The 17,862-nt window shown below is 55.5% G+C and carries 30 protein-coding genes and 1 tRNA gene; all 31 read left to right on the plus strand.

Translation table 11 applies throughout. From position 1 onward, the window contains the following. The 31 genes from HZU72_RS17575 to HZU72_RS17725 all read left to right on the plus strand — a co-directional run bounded on the left by HZU72_RS17575 (position 1) and on the right by HZU72_RS17725 (position 17,841). Complete coding sequence (locus tag HZU72_RS17575) at positions 1-822, plus strand: ATP-binding protein (protein WP_180094455.1); 822 nt, start codon at positions 1-3, stop codon at positions 820-822. Beyond that, positions 819-1,391 carry a hypothetical protein gene (locus tag HZU72_RS17580; RefSeq protein ID WP_180094457.1) on the plus strand — a complete coding sequence of 191 codons (573 nt, stop codon included), beginning with the start codon at positions 819-821 and terminating at the stop codon, positions 1,389-1,391. Before HZU72_RS17575 ends, HZU72_RS17580 begins: the two co-directional genes overlap by 4 nt. Beyond that, positions 1,388-1,594, plus strand: a complete 207-nt coding sequence (locus HZU72_RS17585; RefSeq protein WP_180094460.1) for a hypothetical protein — start codon at positions 1,388-1,390, stop codon at positions 1,592-1,594. The genes HZU72_RS17580 and HZU72_RS17585 overlap by 4 nt, the downstream gene beginning before the upstream one ends. Continuing rightward, positions 1,587-1,817 (plus strand): hypothetical protein, encoded by a 231-nt coding sequence (locus HZU72_RS17590; protein ID WP_180094462.1) that lies wholly within the window; start codon positions 1,587-1,589, stop codon positions 1,815-1,817. Before HZU72_RS17585 ends, HZU72_RS17590 begins: the two co-directional genes overlap by 8 nt. Further along, entirely contained in the window at positions 1,814-2,323 is a 510-nt protein-coding gene (locus HZU72_RS17595; protein WP_180094464.1) for a hypothetical protein, read from the plus strand. The genes HZU72_RS17590 and HZU72_RS17595 overlap by 4 nt, the downstream gene beginning before the upstream one ends. After that, positions 2,323-2,634 (plus strand): hypothetical protein, encoded by a 312-nt coding sequence (locus HZU72_RS17600; RefSeq protein ID WP_180094465.1) that lies wholly within the window; start codon positions 2,323-2,325, stop codon positions 2,632-2,634. The genes HZU72_RS17595 and HZU72_RS17600 overlap by 1 nt, the downstream gene beginning before the upstream one ends. Then, a complete protein-coding gene (locus HZU72_RS17605) occupies positions 2,634-2,777 on the plus strand; it encodes a hypothetical protein (protein WP_180094466.1) in 144 nt (47 codons plus the stop codon). The genes HZU72_RS17600 and HZU72_RS17605 overlap by 1 nt, the downstream gene beginning before the upstream one ends. Beyond that, positions 2,774-3,145 carry a hypothetical protein gene (locus HZU72_RS17610; RefSeq protein WP_208458143.1) on the plus strand — a complete coding sequence of 124 codons (372 nt, stop codon included), beginning with the start codon at positions 2,774-2,776 and terminating at the stop codon, positions 3,143-3,145. Before HZU72_RS17605 ends, HZU72_RS17610 begins: the two co-directional genes overlap by 4 nt. Beyond that, complete coding sequence (locus HZU72_RS17615) at positions 3,138-3,335, plus strand: hypothetical protein (RefSeq protein ID WP_180094467.1); 198 nt, start codon at positions 3,138-3,140, stop codon at positions 3,333-3,335. Before HZU72_RS17610 ends, HZU72_RS17615 begins: the two co-directional genes overlap by 8 nt. Further along, positions 3,332-3,568, plus strand: coding sequence for a hypothetical protein (locus HZU72_RS17620; protein ID WP_180094468.1), 237 nt, complete (start codon positions 3,332-3,334; stop codon positions 3,566-3,568). The genes HZU72_RS17615 and HZU72_RS17620 overlap by 4 nt, the downstream gene beginning before the upstream one ends. Next, on the plus strand, positions 3,561-3,875 hold the full coding sequence (locus HZU72_RS17625; protein WP_180094469.1) for a hypothetical protein: 315 nt from the start codon (positions 3,561-3,563) through the stop codon (positions 3,873-3,875). The genes HZU72_RS17620 and HZU72_RS17625 overlap by 8 nt, the downstream gene beginning before the upstream one ends. Next, positions 3,875-4,672, plus strand: a complete 798-nt coding sequence (locus HZU72_RS17630) for a hypothetical protein (RefSeq protein WP_180094470.1) — start codon at positions 3,875-3,877, stop codon at positions 4,670-4,672. Before HZU72_RS17625 ends, HZU72_RS17630 begins: the two co-directional genes overlap by 1 nt. A 25-nt stretch (positions 4,673-4,697) precedes the next feature. After that, a complete protein-coding gene (locus HZU72_RS17635; RefSeq protein ID WP_180094471.1) occupies positions 4,698-5,279 on the plus strand; it encodes a hypothetical protein in 582 nt (193 codons plus the stop codon). A gap of 131 nt (positions 5,280-5,410) precedes the next feature. Continuing rightward, positions 5,411-5,487: transfer RNA gene (locus tag HZU72_RS17640), tRNA-Met, on the plus strand. A 32-nt stretch (positions 5,488-5,519) separates the two neighbouring features. After that, positions 5,520-5,873 carry a YcbK family protein gene (locus HZU72_RS17645; RefSeq protein ID WP_180094473.1) on the plus strand — a complete coding sequence of 118 codons (354 nt, stop codon included), beginning with the start codon at positions 5,520-5,522 and terminating at the stop codon, positions 5,871-5,873. A gap of 13 nt (positions 5,874-5,886) precedes the next feature. Then, a complete protein-coding gene (locus tag HZU72_RS17650) occupies positions 5,887-6,207 on the plus strand; it encodes a hypothetical protein (protein ID WP_180094475.1) in 321 nt (106 codons plus the stop codon). Beyond that, the gene (locus tag HZU72_RS17655) at positions 6,204-6,662 is read left to right on the plus strand and encodes a 3TM-type holin (protein WP_180094477.1); all 459 of its coding nucleotides are present in this window, start codon (positions 6,204-6,206) and stop codon (positions 6,660-6,662) included. Before HZU72_RS17650 ends, HZU72_RS17655 begins: the two co-directional genes overlap by 4 nt. A 12-nt stretch (positions 6,663-6,674) precedes the next feature. After that, entirely contained in the window at positions 6,675-6,935 is a 261-nt protein-coding gene (locus HZU72_RS17660; RefSeq protein WP_180094479.1) for a hypothetical protein, read from the plus strand. Between the two features lie 37 nt (positions 6,936-6,972). Continuing rightward, positions 6,973-7,221 (plus strand): hypothetical protein, encoded by a 249-nt coding sequence (locus HZU72_RS17665; RefSeq protein WP_180094481.1) that lies wholly within the window; start codon positions 6,973-6,975, stop codon positions 7,219-7,221. Positions 7,222-7,420: 199 nt separating this feature from the next. Beyond that, a complete protein-coding gene (locus tag HZU72_RS17670; protein WP_180094483.1) occupies positions 7,421-7,996 on the plus strand; it encodes a hypothetical protein in 576 nt (191 codons plus the stop codon). Continuing rightward, complete coding sequence (locus HZU72_RS17675) at positions 7,977-9,587, plus strand: terminase (protein ID WP_180094485.1); 1,611 nt, start codon at positions 7,977-7,979, stop codon at positions 9,585-9,587. The genes HZU72_RS17670 and HZU72_RS17675 overlap by 20 nt, the downstream gene beginning before the upstream one ends. A 17-nt stretch (positions 9,588-9,604) precedes the next feature. Then, complete coding sequence (locus HZU72_RS17680; RefSeq protein WP_180094487.1) at positions 9,605-10,054, plus strand: hypothetical protein; 450 nt, start codon at positions 9,605-9,607, stop codon at positions 10,052-10,054. Beyond that, positions 10,047-12,308 (plus strand): cell envelope integrity TolA family protein, encoded by a 2,262-nt coding sequence (locus HZU72_RS17685; RefSeq protein WP_180094489.1) that lies wholly within the window; start codon positions 10,047-10,049, stop codon positions 12,306-12,308. Before HZU72_RS17680 ends, HZU72_RS17685 begins: the two co-directional genes overlap by 8 nt. Before the next feature lie 247 nt (positions 12,309-12,555). Then, positions 12,556-13,539, plus strand: a complete 984-nt coding sequence (locus HZU72_RS17690) for a hypothetical protein (protein ID WP_180094491.1) — start codon at positions 12,556-12,558, stop codon at positions 13,537-13,539. Positions 13,540-13,590: 51 nt separating this feature from the next. Beyond that, complete coding sequence (locus HZU72_RS17695) at positions 13,591-14,535, plus strand: phage major capsid protein (protein ID WP_235976163.1); 945 nt, start codon at positions 13,591-13,593, stop codon at positions 14,533-14,535. 57 nt (positions 14,536-14,592) lie between these two features. Next, positions 14,593-14,922, plus strand: coding sequence for a hypothetical protein (locus HZU72_RS17700; RefSeq protein WP_180094493.1), 330 nt, complete (start codon positions 14,593-14,595; stop codon positions 14,920-14,922). Positions 14,923-14,925: 3 nt separating this feature from the next. After that, the gene (locus HZU72_RS17705) at positions 14,926-15,627 is read left to right on the plus strand and encodes a phage adaptor protein (protein ID WP_180094495.1); all 702 of its coding nucleotides are present in this window, start codon (positions 14,926-14,928) and stop codon (positions 15,625-15,627) included. Continuing rightward, positions 15,627-16,163 carry a hypothetical protein gene (locus HZU72_RS17710; RefSeq protein ID WP_180094498.1) on the plus strand — a complete coding sequence of 179 codons (537 nt, stop codon included), beginning with the start codon at positions 15,627-15,629 and terminating at the stop codon, positions 16,161-16,163. Before HZU72_RS17705 ends, HZU72_RS17710 begins: the two co-directional genes overlap by 1 nt. Positions 16,164-16,172: 9 nt before the next feature. After that, on the plus strand, positions 16,173-17,135 hold the full coding sequence (locus HZU72_RS17715; RefSeq protein ID WP_180094500.1) for a hypothetical protein: 963 nt from the start codon (positions 16,173-16,175) through the stop codon (positions 17,133-17,135). After that, positions 17,135-17,533: a hypothetical protein gene (locus tag HZU72_RS17720; RefSeq protein ID WP_180094502.1), complete on the plus strand. Its 399-nt coding sequence runs from the start codon at positions 17,135-17,137 to the stop codon at positions 17,531-17,533. The genes HZU72_RS17715 and HZU72_RS17720 overlap by 1 nt, the downstream gene beginning before the upstream one ends. Further along, a complete protein-coding gene (locus HZU72_RS17725) occupies positions 17,530-17,841 on the plus strand; it encodes a hypothetical protein (protein WP_180094504.1) in 312 nt (103 codons plus the stop codon). Before HZU72_RS17720 ends, HZU72_RS17725 begins: the two co-directional genes overlap by 4 nt. The last annotated feature ends 21 nt before the right edge of the window (positions 17,842-17,862 follow it).

The raw sequence follows: 17,862 nt of genomic DNA on the forward strand, positions 1-17,862 counted from the left end.
ATGGCGCAATCACTGACAACCACTCCAAAAGTACGCGGGCAGCTAGCCAGCATGTTAGCGGGCACTGCTGAAACTAAATCAGAAGACTGCCGGGTTCATGGCCCTTTTGCCAACACAAAAATGCCCAACGGTCAGTGGGCTGGATGCCCCCAGTGTGTGATGGAAGATGCGCGGGGCGTCAGTCAATCAGAAGTCAGCCAGGCCAGCGAAACCAGCAGCCGCCGCCGACTTGAGAAGTTGCGTGAAGAATCCCTGATCCCGAAACGCTTTGTTGATAAATCGCTGACTGGCTTTGAAGCACACAGCCGGGAGCAAGCCTACGTGCAGAGCGTGTGCCGCGCTTACGTCACCAAGTTTGACGAGCGTCTTGCTCAAGGTGGCGGGCTGATCTTCACCGGTAGCGTGGGCACCGGCAAAAGTCACCTGGCGTATGCCATCGGGAATGCCTTGCTGGCCAGTGGTCGTGTAGTGATGGGGATTGATGTTTACGAGCTGATTGACCTGATCAAGGAGCGCGCATTCAGCAAAGAGAAGGGCGCAAGCGAGCGTGAGGCTATTCGTGCCTTCGTTGGCGGGCTAGACCTGCTGATTCTGGATGAAGTCGGTGCGCAACTGGGTACCGAGTGGGAGCGGCTGATGCTCTTCAAGATCATTAACGAGCGCTACAAGCAGATGCTGCCGACGATCCTGATAAGCAACCTGGAAACCGACCAGCTAGAAGATTACCTCGGCAAGCGAATTATCGACCGCATGCAGGAAGGTGGTGGTGCCACGCTCAAGCTGGATTGGGGCAGCTACCGGACTGAGAGAGGTGCGGCATGACCGACCAACCAGTACTTACCGAAGCCATTGTGCAAGACGTTGTCTACGCATACTGCGCGGCGGCAAAACATGAAATAACGGTACCGAATTGCGGTTCCGTATGGGGGCCGGAAGCGGATATTGCCTCAGTCACTAAGGCACGGCTTGGCCACGCGTTTGAGATCAAGGTAAGCCGTGCAGATTGGCTTGCCGAGCTGCGCCAGATTCGCGGCGAAGAGCAAACCGCAAAGTGGTGGCGTGCGAAAACCTTGTCCAACGCCAAGCAGCAGGCGGCAGAGACGGCGCGCATGGCGGCAGCGGGCTCAAATTGCTGTGGCTTGGTACCGCCCAGCTATTTCTGGATGGTGACCGCGCCCGGGCTTATCAAGCGCGAAGAGCTGCCTGAATACGCTGGATTAATGGAGATCGAACCCTACCGCTTTGGCAACGTGCAGTCACACGGCTTCATGATTCGCGAGGTTCGCCCAGCTCCTCGCCTGCATAGGGTCAAGCTGCTCGATAACCAGATGATGGCCATGGCGCGTGGCGTGACGCTGCGCTACTGGCAACAGCGGAGGGCAGTGGCATGACGCTATCAACCTTTCAGCGCAACTGCCTGCTTAGCCAGGGCATTGAGATCAAAGACGAGCTAACCAACGGCAGTGTGGTGTGCATTACCGGGAATGGCGAACGTATCTATACAGCCAAAGACCTGGCAGGAATCGCAGTGCCACGTCTTATGGATCGCTTCACGGCTTGGTTAATGCCTACACGGGAGGTGGAGCATGGGTAAGCCAGTCACTTATCAAACCACACTAGGCAGCAAAATGGCTGAACGCGCGGAAGCTGACGCCCTGGCCGCCGATCACGAGCTGAGAACGCTAGCGAAAGAATTTGAGAGCGCGGCTCAAGGATTTTTCGCAGACGAGCAGACCGTCAGCGCTAAAGGATTTGTAGGCGCATGCTTCCGCGCCCGTCGGGCATGGAGCGAGTACACCGGGGAGCCGCTGATATGACCAAGCCAGCCGCTAAGCCGTTCGTCTCGCGTGCCTCTAACACCAGCGACGGGATGGCCGCATTAACTCGCCTGCCAGGCGTAATCATAACGGCCTTTCAGCAGTGGAAGGTCATCGAAATTATTGTCCGTGAGTACAAGCCAAAGAAAACCCACGAACAGGACAAGCTGCACGGCAAGTGGTGCAAGGAAGCCGCAGCGCAGGGCGACATGACAGCAGAGGAGTACCGAGGCTACACCAAGCTCCACTTTGGCGTGCCGATTCTCTGCCGTGATAGCGAAGAGTATCAGGCTGCTTATGAGCGAGTAGTAGCTCCTCTGCCCTATGAAGAAAAACTGCAGCTTATGCAGCTGCCTTTCGACTTCGCGGTGACGCGAGGCATGACGACTAAGCAGAAAGCTGAGTTTCTAGATGAATGCTGGCGTCACTTCACCGGACTCGGTTTCCGGCTGACGGATCCAAACCTGAAAGGCTTCAACCCCAACGAATACCGCGAGGTGGCGTAATGCTTCCCAACGAATGCTATCTACCCACCAAGCCACACCGCAGCGGCCAATGGCTAAGCAATGTGCACGAGATTGAAAGCTGTGTGCTGTGTGGTGCCTGGGGTATCCAAGCAGCGCACAGCAACCAGCACCGTGGCCGAGGGCAGAAGTCTAGTGATGCGTTAACCGCTGCGCTTTGCCCCAAGTGCCACCACGAGATAGATAACGGCCAGCATCTAAGCCGCGACGAGCGCCGAGCGCGCATGAATGAGGCCATCGTGCTGACATTGGATCAACTGGCCAGGCGCGGCCTGGTTAAGGCGGTGAAGTGATGAGCATCTGGATGCTGCCCGCCGCCGCCATAGTGGGCGCCGCCTTCCTGATCGGGCTGGGTCTCTATCTCACTGACGGCTATGACGACCAGGGTGAGCCATTGGAGTACAGCCACCACCAGGGCGAGGGCGACCAACCATGATGCACAACAACAAACGCCTGGCTGCTCTCGGTCGTCTCAAAGCCGGACAGATGAACAAGACTGAGGCTGCCTATGCCCAGTATTTGGAGTTGCTAAAGCGTGCAGGCGATATCCAGTGGTACCGCTTCGACGGTATCAAGCTGCGCCTGGCTGACAAGACATTCCTGACCGTGGACTTCGCCGTCATGGATCGCGATGGCGTGATGGAGCTACACGACACCAAAGGTGGCCCGGGCGTATTCACTGAGGATGCCAAGGTCAAGATGAAGGTAGCGGCTGAGCTTTACCCGTTTGTCTTCAAGGTGGCGTTCCCGCGGGCCAAGAAGCATGGCGGTGGGTGGACGATTGAGGAGATAGGGAATGGGTGACGTTATCGACATTGGCGGTAAGCCGCGAGCAGGTGAAACCGCATTCCCCACATGCGGCTGCGGCGAAACCTACACCCCGCTGGCCATTATGAGCGAGCGGCCATTTATCGCTGCTCTGGTATGCACAGAGTGCGGCAATGAGGTGCCGGTTAATAACGGCTACATAGGTGAGCGAGGTGATAGCGCGTGAGTGCCGACATCCATCATTTCTTCGCGCCGTGCCGCTGGATGACTATCGAAGAGCTGATTCAGGAGTTTCCGCGCTTGCGGCCTGATATGGGGCGCCATGATTCAGTTCGGCTCATTGAGTCAGGTGAGAGGGAGGGGGAAGCGGCCGTCACGTTACGCAACGGTATGCGCGAAGAGTACGACAAGCGTGGGCGCATTATTGGGCTTTATCCGAAGAGCGCTTTACATGAATAGGCCCACAGCATGGCCCGATGGCCGCAAGCTAGGAGGGGAGAACGGCTATTCAGACGAATGGCACGAATGGGCCAAAGAGTGCCAGGTGAAGTACGTAGCGAGGCAGATGCTCAGCGCACCACAAGAGCATCGTAAAGCAGTGCATGCCCAGTGGGTAAAAGCATTCCCGCACGCAACACCTGAAAGAGTGAAAAGCGTTTGGGATGAAGTGGTTAGCGAGCTTAAGCGCAACAAACAGGGCAACAAAACGCAACAGATGGGCAATAACGCAACGAAAACGCAACAAAAGCGCAACGGGGAGCGGTGATGCGATACATATCAGCTAGACAAATGATCTTCGAGGCGTATCACACGCGGCGCGGTAACAGTCCCATCGCCGACCTGTTTGATAACCTCAAGCGGATACGTGAACACGTGGGCAACAATGGTGCCAAACTGCGCAGCCTGACAGCAGAGCATAAGCGCAACACCAAGGCGCTCAGTAATGCAGGCCCCTTTGATGAAAACCTCGAAGAGCTCAAGCGTGCGTTGGCCAGCAGTGAGCGCCGCCTATCAGAAGTGCGCACAGCGTTAGAAGATGTATCGAAGTCGAGCAACGAAGGGCATCTTCCCGACAATGACTGGAAAATCGTCAGCGGGCTTGAAGCGGGGCAGGTAATCAGCGCGGTCGAGCGTCAGCCTCAGCACCTGCAGGCGCTTGCCCGTTACTGCTTTGGCCCATTTACACGTGATGAGTTAACAGAAGATCGGGAGTGGCTGCACACAGCGTTGATGCACGTTGGCATGCAAATGCGCTTACCAGGGCAGGGTCAAAGCGAATACCCGCCAGCGGAAGCCGTTAATCAACTGCGGTGGATAGTGTCGGCAGCGATTCACCACCACGCAGAAGCGACTTACCCGTATAACCGGCCAGGTCTGCACAATCCTCGGCGCATTGCCGCATGGATCGAGGAAGAGCATGGGGAGGAGGTGGACGTTCGTCGCTGGGCAGCTAATGGGCGCACGTGTTGGAAGGGAGTGTGGGAGAAGTTGCTGGATACGCTGGATCGCTGGGAGTGCCAAGCGCTTCATCCTGTGGCAGAGTTATTGTCTAGGGCTGCTTAGCCTCAACTTAGTGAAGGATAATGTGATGGATGTCTCCTCAGCCTCAGATGTAGTAGCTATTTTCTCGCTCCCCCTTACGGTTATTGCAACAATTGCAGCTGCCGTAGCGGCTTGGTTTGCAGGTAAGGCTATTAACGATAGTACAAAACAACGCAAACAGGACTTGCGGTTTATGTATGCTCAAAGGGCTGTGAAGCTGAGCGATATTCTTAAGCTGCACTACAGAGATATCGACAATATCGACCAACAGCTTGAGTTCAGTACAACATCAGTCACGCATCTGGCTATGTCCTTGGGCCTACCTTTGGATGATTTACTTCACGAGGCTAAAGTTTGTGAATCCTTGGCTCAAGCGATTGGAGAGGATGCTGCAGGTGAGATGGCACGGCTTTTAGAGCTATTAAACTGTATGAAGCTGGAGCACACACGAAATATAGAATCGACTTATAGTGCAATGTCAGCTGATCGCAAAGAGTCAGAGGTTTGGATGAATGCATATTCAAAACGGGAAAAGCTTAAAAAATCTAAGGAAGAGAAAAATCTCTTTCAAAATTCATTTAGCGCTTTGACCCAATCAATTCAGGATGCCTATAAGGTTAAGCATTAATGCCTAGGTCTCTTGCGCACTGTGCCTGAATTAGCTAATCTATCCCCACTATCTAATTCTACGCCCTGGCATTGCGCCGGGGCGTTTACATTTGAGGCCCTGCCAGTATCTGGTGGGGCTTTTCTGTTTATAGCGGGTATTGAGAAATGGCGTCTCGCTAGGCTCATAACCTAGACAACAGGTGGTTCGAATCCATCGCCCGCTACCAATTTCCCCCGCCGTGAGGCGCTGGAGCTTAATATGCCCAACAAGATTAGTGCCCACTTTCATCGCACCGAGTTTGCGTGTAACTGCGGTTGCGGTTTTGACACCGTAGATGTGGATACGCTCGACGTGCTCGAAGCGGTGCGCACTCATTTCGGCAAAGCTGTGATCATCAACAGCGGCTGCCGCTGCCATGATTACAACGCCAAGGTAGGCGGAGCGCCTAACAGCCTGCACACGCTTGGCCGTGCCGCTGATATTCGCGTTCAAGGCGTAGAGACTGACGACGTGTACGACTGGCTCGCCGAAAACTTTCCCACTGCCAGCCTTGGGCGCTATCAGACGTTTACTCACGTCGATACGCGCTCTCATGGTCCGGCACGCTGGTAAGGGGAGGAGTGCAATGCCATGGCGAAACACAGGCTGGCTACAAGAAGCGCTGCTGGCGGTTACGCTAGCGGGAGCAGTGTTTATGGGCTTTATCGCTAAGATTGCCGCCGAGATTAAAAGCGGCGAGCGGGATAAATTTTTTACGAAGCGTTTGTTGCTCGATGTGCCTGCGCTCATCGTTATGTGCGTTATCGCAGCAGGCTTAAACATCTGGTTTGGGCTGGATGGCTGGCCTTCGACGAGCGTCGCAGTTGTATGTGGCTGGGCAGGCCCGCGCAGCATTGACGTGATGATAATGGCGTTCGCTGATCGTGTGCGAGGTGGTAAACCATGAGCTTAGTAACTAAGGCTTTGAGCGCTATTACTGGCCCTCTGTTTGGCGTGATCGATAAAGCAGTGACTGATAAAGACGAAGCCAACCGACTAAAGAGCGACATCCAGTCTCAGCTTATCGATTCCGAGAACAGTATCGTTAAGGCGCAGATGCAGATTATTTTGGCAGAAGCGCAAGGCGAGAGCTGGTTACAGCGTAATTGGCGCCCGCTGCTGATGATCGTGATCGTTGCCATCATTGCGAACAACTATCTACTGGCACCTTATTTAGGCGCAATGTTTGGCGTGGGTTTAATGCTCGACCTCCCTGAGCCCTTATGGAATTTAATGACGCTCGGCGTTGGCGGTTACGTTGGGGCGCGCACAGCGGACAAAGGCATTAACGCTTGGCGCGAAGTCCAGAGTGAGCGTAATCGCACCCAGCCGAACCTCTATCGTGAAGCTGACACCAAGTAGGCGCCTATCAGCGTGGCTCAGGCTGCGCTGGATCGTGATTGTGTTCCTCTCATCTGGTTATTGGCACTGGAGGCGATAATGGGATCGGTAACGCACTTCCGTAGGATGAAAACCCTCACGCCTTCGGGCGAGGCAGCGTGCATAAAGCTGGAAGACGACATCATGAAGGCTATCAGCGAAGCAGAAGAGGCTGGCCTGTGCTGGGGTATGGTCGCGGCCACGCTGCACCAGTCCGCGCACTGGATGCACGAACGCATTCAAGATGAAGAGTAAACCCAAATAGGCGGTTGAGGCCGTCGAGGAGTAAAGCATGATTGAGTATCGAGTACGTAAAATTGAACGCTATGAAGTGACCCGCTATAGCGAGAACGTCGAGCGCACCACTGGCAGCAACGAGGTGGTAGCGTCAGACCTCACGCAGCGCCAAGCGGATGATATTGCAGGCGCTATGTTTGAGCGCAGCAACTCTGCGGGAATGGTCTGCAAAGCCACTTACGCAGATGGGCGGGAGATATCGAGCACCAATCAATGCACCGGCATCGGTGAGCGCCCTACCTAACTGTTATTGCAGCGGGGTGATCTAGCGCTCACATCAGGGCGCTCAACCAATGCTGATTCTCGCTGTGAAGCGACACGGCTACGCTGCGAAGCGTCGCCTTTGGCCATGCCGTGAGGCACCGCCAATAACCGCCGGCACGTCGTGAGACGCCCGGCCCCTATTCTATGGAGACGCTGCCTGTTAAGGGTGGCGTTTTTTTATGGCTCAACGAAACGACTGGGAGCTGATCGAGCGCGAATTCCGCACTGGTCGTTTCTCGATGACTCAGCTCGAAAAGCGCCACGGCGTTCACCGCTCCAGTATCTCGCGCCGCGCAAAGAAGGGAAATTGGGAAAAGGATCTAACTGAGCGGGTACGCGAGCGCACGCAGCAGAAAATCACCAAGGCGTCGCTGTCACCGGAAGCCCAGGCGGCGTTCGATAACGACGACGAGCAGATCGTTGAGTATGCGGCGAATGAGAACGCTGCCGTCGTTAAGGGTCACCGTAAGAATCTGGAGCGCTGGCGAGGGATTGCTGAGCGTTATGCCGAGCTGCTGGACAGTCAGCTGGCAGAAGGCAAGATCAAGGTGCAAATGCTTGATGTCATCACGGAGATTGATATTCCCCTGGAGTACGTCGGCAAGTGCATGGGGCACGGTACCCAAGCCCTCGACCGCGTTATCAAGCTAGAACGCCAGAACTATGGCCTTGATGCCAACGATAAAGACGAAGGCGTGAAGACGTTTGAAGAACTGATGAATGAGGTGGCTCCTGATGATCCTGGCGCCGAGTGAGCGGGCACGTCAGGTCAAGCGCGCAGACGCCTATCTGAGAGCACACGCGAAGGGCAGGTTAACCGATAAAGCCGATCTTAAAGCAGCGCTTAACCTCAAATGGTTCCGTCTCAACTCGCTCTACAAGATCAAGGATAAGTCCGGTAAGAAGGTTCGCTTCAAGCCAAACAAGGCGCAGCGAGAGCGCTACCTGAATGGTCACTGCCTTGATCTCATCCTGAAGGCGCGCCAGTTGGGCTTCACCACTTTTGAAATGATCGACGCGTTGGATGATTGTCTGTTCAAGGACAACTTCGCCGCGGGCTGTATCTGCCACAAGCTGGAAGATGCGCAGGATATCTTCAGGAACAAGATCACCTTCGCTTACGAGAACATCGACGACGCCTGGCATGCGCTTCTGAAAATGCTGGGCACTAAGATACCCAAGGCGATCAGCGACAAGAGCGGTAGCGGTGCCTACGTTTTTGATAACGGTTCAAGCATCAAGGTCTCCACTTCTTACCGTGGCGGCACGCTCCAGCGTCTGCATGTATCTGAATTCGGCAAGATCTGTCGGCAGTTTCCGCATAAAGCTAAAGAGATCGTTACCGGCGCCTTTGAAGCGGTGGGTATCGGCAATCAGATAACGCTCGAAAGTACCGCAGAGGGGCGTGAAGGCTACTTCTTCGACTACAGTCAGACAGCGCAGCAGCTCAAGGAGATGGGGCGCCCGCTGACGGAGATGGACTTCCAGTTCCATTTCTTCCCATGGTGGCAAGAGCCGACTTACACCATGTCGCCAAAGGGCGTCGTGGTACCGCAACGGTTGCGGGAGTATTTCGAGCAGCTTGAACACAAGCACAGCATTAAAACGACTGCAGGCCAGCAGGCGTGGTACGCCAAAAAAGCCGAAAAGCTGCAAGACGATATGCAGCGCGAGTACCCCAGCACGCCAGAAGAAGCGTTTAGCCAGTCGGTCGAGGGTGCTTACTTCGCCACGCAGATGCAGTTCCTGCGTAAGCACAAGCGCCTCACTAGCCAGGTGCAGGTTAATCCTAGCCTGCCGGTCTATACCGCTTGGGACTTGGGTATGAACGACACCATGGCGATTTGGTTTGCTCAAGTCGTCGGGCGTGAAGTGCACCTGGTGGACTACCTCGAAGGCGAGGGCGAAGGCATCGAGTACTACGCTGACCTGCTCAATAAGAAGGGTTACCGCTACGGCGGGCACTTCGGGCCACACGATCTTGCTGTTCGTGAGCTTGGCACCGGTAAAAGTCGTTCCGATGTGGCGAAAGGCTTCGGTATTAACTTTGAAACGGTACCGCGCATTAGCAACCATGCTGAGGGCGTACAGGCCACACGCCAATTCTTGCCGATGTGCTGGATCAATGAAGAGGATTGCCACCAAGGTGTGCTTTGCCTCGATAACTACCGCAAAGAGTGGGATGACAAACGCGGCGTTTATAAGCCGACACCTCGCCATGATTGGGCATCCCACGGCGCTAAGGCGCTAGAAACTCTCGCCCGATCATCACTTTTTGCAAGGGCTCAACTGCCCGGCACGCCAGCCAGCACCGGCAGGCGTGGCAATTGGGCTGCTCACACTTAATCACGCCGGGAGGCGCTATGATTTATTCCGCACCTGACAGCTCACAACAGCAGCGGGCTAATACGGCAGCGCTGCGCCTAGCCGGTTTGCAGAGCCGCGATATTGAAAAGCTCGCCCGCGATTCGGCGATGGGTATTGCGCAAGAGCTGATGAAACACCAGATACCCATTCCGTCTAAGAAGATTCGCCCTGACGTTGGCAACGTGCAGATCGACATGATCATCATCGAGGAGAAGGTATCGGCGCCTGAGCCAGGCATGCGACTGCAGTTTGATGTGGAAGGCGGCATGGGTGTTACCTTCACGATCAAGCTGCTGGAGTTCTTGCAGGATCCTAAAGGGTACGTAACCGACTTGTTCACCCAGCTTGGCCCAATGCGCCGCAACATTCAGCGTATGCGCACCCATAAGCGTGCAGCTGACGCCGCCATCTATCGCGCACTGACGCAAGGTGCCGCTAATGGCTAATCTGGGACTGCTGCAATACAAGACTGCCTCAGAAATGCACGTTGAGCAGGCAGCGGAAGCCCAGCAAATGGCCGCAGAGGAAGAGCGTCGCCGCCAGCTAGTGGAATCGTCGCTGGGCGCTCATATTCGCCGTTCGTGGGAATCAGCCAAAACCGCCAAGCAGGAAGTCGAATACCGGCTGCTGGATTGCCTGCGTCGCCGAAAGGGTGAGTATTCCCCTGATAAGCTATCGGCGATTCGCAAGGAAGGTGGTGCCGAGATTTACATGATGCTGACGGCCACGAAGTGCCGTGCCGCGGGCTCATGGATCCGCGATATCATGATGCCCGCCAATGAGCGCCCTTGGGGGTTACGTCCTACGCCTGTTGCCGACGTCCCTGACGAGTACATCATGCCAGTGCTGCAGCAGCTCCAGCAGCAGGCGATGCAGGCACAGCAGCAAGGCCAGCAGGTGGATATGGCTGCCCTGGTTGAGCAGGCACGCGAGCAAGTCCGGCAAATGGCGCAAGAGAAGGCCGAGGAAGCCGCTGAACGTCATGAGGTGGTCATAGCCGATCAGCTATCGGAAGGTGGCTGGAACGATGCGTTCGAGCAGTTTGTTGATGATTTTGTCACCTATCCGACGTCCTTCATCCGCGCCCCTATTCTTCGCCGTGTGCCCACGCTGGAGTGGCTAGAAGGGTGGCAGCCGGTCAAGACTACTACGGTACGCCCTGAGTTTGAGCGGGTGTCGCCGTTTGATATGTACCCCAGCCCAGACGCGACAAACATCGATGACGGCGCGTTCATCATTGAGCGGGCTCGCTTTACCCGTCTGCAGCTTAACCAGCTGATCGGCGTGCCATCGTTTAACGAAGAGTCTATTCGCCGCGTACTTGAGCAGTACGGCCAGGGCGGCTTGCGCGATTGGCTATGGACGGATGGCGAGCGTGCCGAGCTGGAAGGGCGCGGCCACGAATGGCTTACCCACGGTGAAACTATCGATGGGCTGATCTACTCCGGTGGCGCCCAAGGCGTCACGCTGCTGCAATGGGGCGTGAATCCTGACGATATTGAAGACCCGCTAGCTGAATACGAAATTGAAGCCATTCTGATTGGCCAGCACGTTATCCGGGTGCGTATCAATCGCGACCCGCTAGAGCGCCGTCCCTACCACAAGGCGAGCTATCAGCCGGTACCGGGAAGTTTCTGGGGGCAAGCGATCCCTGAGCTCATGGCCGACATTCAGGATGTGTGTAACGCCACGGCGCGCAGTTTGGTTAACAACCTGGCCATCTCCTCCGGCCCGCAAGTTGAAGTCTACGAAGAGCGCCTACAGCCCAACGAAGATCCCACCAACATTTACCCGTGGAAGATATGGCGCACCAAAGACGGCAACGTCACTGGCAATAACGCTGCCGTGCGGTTTTATCAGCCTGCGAGCAATGCTGCCGAGCTCTTGAGTGTCTACGACGCCTTTGAAAAGCGTGCCGACGATGCCACCAATATTCCGCGCTATACCTACGGTAACGAAAACGTCGGCGGCGCAGGCAATACCGCTAGCGGCCTATCGATGCTCATGGAGTCGGCCAATAAGGGCATCAAAGACGCGATTCGCCACATTGACCGTGGTGTGATGCGTCGTGTCATCGAGGCGCTATGGCTCTACAACATGCAGTACAGCGACGACCCCAGTATTAAAGGTGACGTCAACGTCGTGGCACGCGGTAGCTCTGCCATGCTCATTCGTGAGCAGACCAGCATGCTTCGCCAGCAGTTCTTGCAGCTGACCCGTAACGAGACCGACATGAGCATCTTGGGTATGGAAGGTCGCCGCAAGCTGCTGGATAGCGTAGCCGAGAAGTTGGACATGCCGGGGCTCATCCCAACGGAAGAGCAAATGGAACAGAACCTCGCCCAGCAGCAGAAAGCCGAGCAGGCCAAGATGGAGGCCGAGCAACAGCTTGAACAGGCCAAGGGCCAGGCAGAAGTAGCGGTTAAGCAGGCACAGGCCCAGAAGTACGGCGCCGATGCTGCCGAAACCCAAGCCGACACCCAGATCGCCCAGCAGCAGGCGCCGCTTGATGCCCAGCACCTGCTTGCTGAGATTGCCAAGCTCATTGCCGAAACACAGGGAAAACAGAATGAACGAACAGCAGTGGAGAGCCCTGTCGCGAATCAACAGCAGCCAGGACGGCAAATACCTGCTGGAAATGCTCAAGTCCCAGCGCGAGGATTGTCGCGACTCCCTGGAGCAATGCCGGGATACGCTTGAACTGGCTCGCAAGCAGGGCGAGGCGGCCGCGCTGTCAGACTGGATTGAAAAATTGGAGACCTCACGGGAGGTAATCGATACACGCTTTAAATAGCCGGGCACTGCCCGGCCTCACAAACAAGCCGCTTCCCTGGAGGCGGTTTTTTTGTGGGTGCGCTCAACACTGCAGGTTGAACCCGTTACCCAAATCGTGAACCCCGGCAAATGCCGGCTCACAGACACGCCGAGAGGCGTCATAGGAGTTGAAATGTCACTACCCCAATCCGTTCAGGCACAAGCTGCCGCTGCCGCCAAGCACTTTGATCGCACGCCAGAGAACCCCGAGGCTGAGGAAGAACAGACCCCGACTCCCGCTAGCGAGCAAAACCCGCAAGACGACACAAAGCAGGCTGACACGGCCAATCCCGAAGACGCGCAACCCGCTGATCTGACGAAAGACGAGCCTAAGCCAGAAACCCAAGATGCGATGTATTGGCAGCATCGCTTTCAAGTGCTGCAAGGCAAGTACAACGGTGAGCTCCCAGCGCTGCGTAAAGAGAACGAACAGCTAAAACAGCAGGTCGCTGACAAGGATCGGCGCATTCAGGAGCTGGAAAAACAAGCCCCTTCGCCTGATAGCAGCGGCATCACTGACGACCAGCTCGCCCACTTCAAGCAGGAGTTTGGCGAAGACCTGGTGACGTTCATTGAACGCATGACGAAACAGAAGGACGCGGCACCCGAAACAGGCAATACAAAAGAACTGCAAGAGCGTCTAGACCGCCTCGAAGCTGAGAAGGAAGCCGATGCGGCTGAAAAGCGGGAAGACGCCGAAGCACGCTTTTGGGTGAACCTGGAGCAAGCCGTTCCTAACTTCCGTCAGATCAATAGTGATCCTGCGTTCCTGCAGTTTCTTAGCAAGTTCGACCCTCAGTCGGGTAAGCAGTATCAGCAAGCGCTGAGTGAGGCGCAGCAGTCCCAGAGCGCGAAGGGGGTGGCAGACATCTTCAAGCTCTATCTGAGTCAGGCGACGCCAAAGACGCCGGAAAAGCGCACGGTACCCGATGAGCAGGTGGAGCCTCGCACCACGAAAGCAACGCAAACGCCAAATTCTCAAGGCGCGAAGTTGTGGACGGGGGCCGAGATTTCACAGTTCTATCGCGATAAGACCGCTGGCCGCTATGCCGCCGATGAAGCGCAACGCCTGGAAGCCGACATATTCGCCGCCCAACGTGAAGGCCGGGTTCGTTAACCCGGCTGGCGGTTCCGATTCCTCGCCGTGAGGCGATAAGAGGTTATTCCAATGGCAGGCCCAGTACGCGACGCAAGTCATCCCGACTATTCCAGCACCTCCAGCCCGGGTTTTATCCCGCAGGTCTGGTCGGGAAAAATGATCGAGAAGTTATATACGCGAACCTGCTTCGCTGAGATTTCCAACACGGATTATGAAGGGGAAATTAAGAGCCATGGCGACACGGTGATGATCCGCACCACGCCGTCTATCACCATCCGCGACTACGAAATTGGCGGCGGTCTCAATTACGAGAAGCCCACCAGCGACAAAGTCGAACTGCACATCGATAAGGCGAAGTACTTTGCCTTTGAAGTGAACGATGTCGATGAGTACCAGGCGGACATCAAGTTGATGGACAACTGGTCGGATGACGCTGGCCAGCAGATGAAGATCGCCATCGACAAGGTGATCCTTGGCGATGTATTTGCCGATGCCGCTGCCGAGAACGCCGGTGCAGGCGCGGGCAAAGAGTCTGGCGGCTACGACATGGGCGCAGCCGGTGCGCCGGTGAGCATTTCCAAAACCAACATCCTGGATGTGCTGGTGGATTGTGGTTCGGTGCTGGATGAGCAGAACGTTCCTGACGACGCACGCTGGATTGTGTTGCCTGCGTGGATGAACGGCATGCTCAAAAAGTCCGACCTGCGTGATGCCAGCGCGATGGGTGACAACCAGTCAGTCTTCCGCAACGGCAAGGTCGGCATGCTCGACCGCTTTGACGTGTACATCAGCAACAACATGTCGAAAGTCACCGATGCCACGACCACACGCCAGGCCACCAACGTGATCTTCGGTCACAAGAAAGCGCTTACCTTTGCGTCACAGATGACCAAAATGGAGAACCTGCCTAACCCGACTGACTTCGGTCAGTTGGTGCGTGGTCTCAACGTCTTCGGCTATGAGGTCATTGACCCCAACGCCATGGGCCACCTGTACGCCGAGCGCGCTGCCTAAGCGCCCCACATCGCCACCCTCCGGGGTGGCGTTTTACTTACCGTGAGGTAACACGCTATGAGCAAGACACTGATTGAGCAGATTGAAGAGGCGGTGACCAAGGAAGATTTTGAGCCTATCGCCGAGCAGCTAAACGTTGAAATCAATAAGCGCCAAGGCGTTGAAACGATTCGCGCCGAGCTGCTTGAGGCCGCTGAAACCCTGGCAGAGCAGGGCGTCACTTCTTCGGAAGAGCTATCCCCAGATGCTGGCGACTATGACCTTGAGAATGTGCCAGCCCCTGAAAAGCCCAAGTATAAGGGCCGGAAGCTCAAGCACATTAAGAACGGGCGCATCTTTCCCTGGACAGCAGCCCTCGCTAAGAACCGCTACATGCAGGAGGTGTAAGCCATGGCCGTCACGACTGTAGGCACCGTCATTCGCAACGCCAAGTTGGTGCTGCAAGAAGTGACGGCCGCCGGTACCCGCTGGACGAACGAAGAGCTAATCGGCTGGCTGAATGAAAGCTATCAAGCCATTGTTCAGATCAAGCCCGATGCATCCGCAATTAACGCCTCGATGGAGCTTGTTGTCGGCACGCGTCAAGAGATACCCGCCGACGGCCTTCGTCTTATTGATGTAGTGCGCAACACGGCAGCTGCCAGCGATAAGATGGGCATCATGATTACCACGCGACGCTCCCTGGATACCACGCGACGAAGCTGGCACGGCGACGCTGAAAGCGTCGACATTGAGCAGTACATGTTCGATGACCAGGATCCGACACGCTTTTACGTATACCCACCTGCAGCGTTAGGCGCAGAAGTGGAGCTTATCTATTCCTCAACACCTACGCCGCACGATGTCGCGCAAGGGCTGGAAGGACTGCAAAGCGAAACCATCCGCCTCAACGACAGCTACGCGCCGGTGATTACCGATTACATCCTGTACCGCGCTTATTCCAAAGATGCTGAGCATGCGGCGAACCTTAATCGGGCTCAAATGCACATGTCGGCCTACATGGGGGCTTTGGGACAGAAGATAGAGGTAGCACGCGCTATTTCACCAAATACGCCTGACAACTCATCCAACCCACCACGGACGCGCCAGTAATGGATTCTCTATTAGAAGCCATCGTGCAGGACGTGCCCGAAGCGCCACTTATCACCATACGGGACGCGATTCGATGGGCGGAGTTCAGGCTGTGTCAAGATGGCAATGCCTGGATAGTCACTGATGTCACTGTCAGCAGCGAGGGGGGCGTCATGGCCCCTGACGGGGTTTACTGCGTCCGTGCGCTGACGGTATATCGAAATGGGCGCGAGATGACCCCCGGAACAGACTATGAGCAGCTTGCCCCTGATGCCGTCACCATTCATCGCCAGAGTGATGCTGATACGTTTACTGCCCGCGTAGCGGTTAAGCCCATGGCTGACAGCGCGCTGCCCGACGCGTTACGCGATCAGCACTTTGAAGCGCTACGCCATGGCGCGACGTTCCGGCTTCTTATGCTGCCCCAGCCGTGGCGCAACGTTGAGCAAGCCGCGTATCACGAAACCCACTTTAACGCGGGCATTAACGATGCTTACCGTCTGTCAGTGTACGGGCAGCAACAGGGTGCGCGTGTTAAACCTCGACGCTTAATTTAAGGGGGCTGTATGTCATTCGAGCAAGCTGTTGTAAATCTGGAGCAAACCAACGCGGCGTTACAGGAAGAAGTGGTTCGCTTTCGTGATGCCGCGATGGGGTTTAACGCCGTTTATCCGACGATTACAGAAGGACGGCAAGCTGTCGATGACGGTAAATACTTCAGCGTCCCAGGCGGCGGCGCTTATATGCGACTGTATCGACGGCAGGGTACGAGCTCTGAGTTGATCGCTGAGTTTCCTGATCGAGCCCAAGTGCAAAGCTTAGTCGATGTACTGGGAGGTCGTGGGGTTGTGGGCGGTTCTGGCGATCTGGTGGCGAGGGGCTATGGCAGTCTTGGTACAAATGCACGGCCGATGCCCGACGGTGATACTTTAGCTACGTTAAGCCAGTTTGGTCTATTTCATGTAGCTGCTAACGATCCTGATTTACCGCTTGTTACCGGTCTTGGCGTTGTTCTGCATTTGCCAGCTAATACAGCAGCAAATGCTACTCAACTATTGTTTCGCGCGGGCGGCAGCAGGCAGGCACTAATCCGAGACGGCGGGCCAGGCAACTATAACCATTTCGTGCCTATCTTCCATGCCGGCAACATCCTTAGCCCTATTAGTTTCGATGATGAAGTACCCAGCGGCGGATTGATGGAGAGCGATAGCAACAGTGATGGTAGTTGGGAAATATTGGCCACTGGTCGTATTAAAATGCGCATGAAAAAAGGGATAACGACTGGTATTACAAATCATTTCGATCTTCCCAAGCCGCTGGCTACTATCACAGGAGCGACTATCAGTGTAACCACTGACACAGATTTAACAGCGTGGTCATCGAATGCGGATAGGGGATCTTTTAGGGCTAATGGCCGGTTTAATAATGCTGGCTCGATCAACGTGCTTGCGGATTCAAACTTTTTTAATTCACCTACCTCGGGAGAAGTTGGCTCTGTTTTCATTGAAGTTGAGGGAGATTATATCTAATGAAATTACTCTTTCTGGCTAAAAGCAAGGCACCTACTTCATACAATGTAAACGGCCCATTAATTAACAATATCGACACCGGTCTATTTGTAGAAGGAAGCCAGTTTATCGGTAGTGAGGAAACGCGCGATGCGGGTATTTACGATATGTTCTGGCGGGATGGCGACCAGCATATCGTACTAGGTCAGCCCACTAAAACAACTGATACACCGTGGTCAGCACGAGAGGGTGAATGGATCGACGCGACTGATTACGACCCCTCGCAGCGGTACATAGTGGCTACCAACCACCATGCGTTAGCGCTGATAGAAAGTGGAGCGGCTGAATACTGGCAAGACCCGTCAGATGGGAAATGGACGGTTCGCATGATCGAAACAGAAGAGGAGCCCACAACATGAGCGAAGCCCAAGCCACGTGGCGTATTACGCCAGAGCAGCAAGCCCAACAGGCGCTAGAAGCATGGCGCGCTACTACGGTCGCCAGCGCCTTCCAGGCCCACCAGGCCCTTGATGATTTTAGTCTGATCGATCAGGTAGAAGCATTGCTGGATGACCCCGCGACCGCCACCAAAGCCCGCCGGGCGTGGCGCATGGCCACCGAGTTTCGCCGCCTCAGTCCTACGGTGCTAGAGCTGGCTGGAGTGCTGGGGTTAACCGATGAGCAGCTTGATGAACTGTTCAGGCACGCGCTGACGATCGAAGCCTAAGCCTACCTCACAATATTTACC

It is taken from the genome of Vreelandella sedimenti (assembly GCF_013416325.1).
Lineage (GTDB): Bacteria > Pseudomonadota > Gammaproteobacteria > Pseudomonadales > Halomonadaceae > Vreelandella > Vreelandella sedimenti.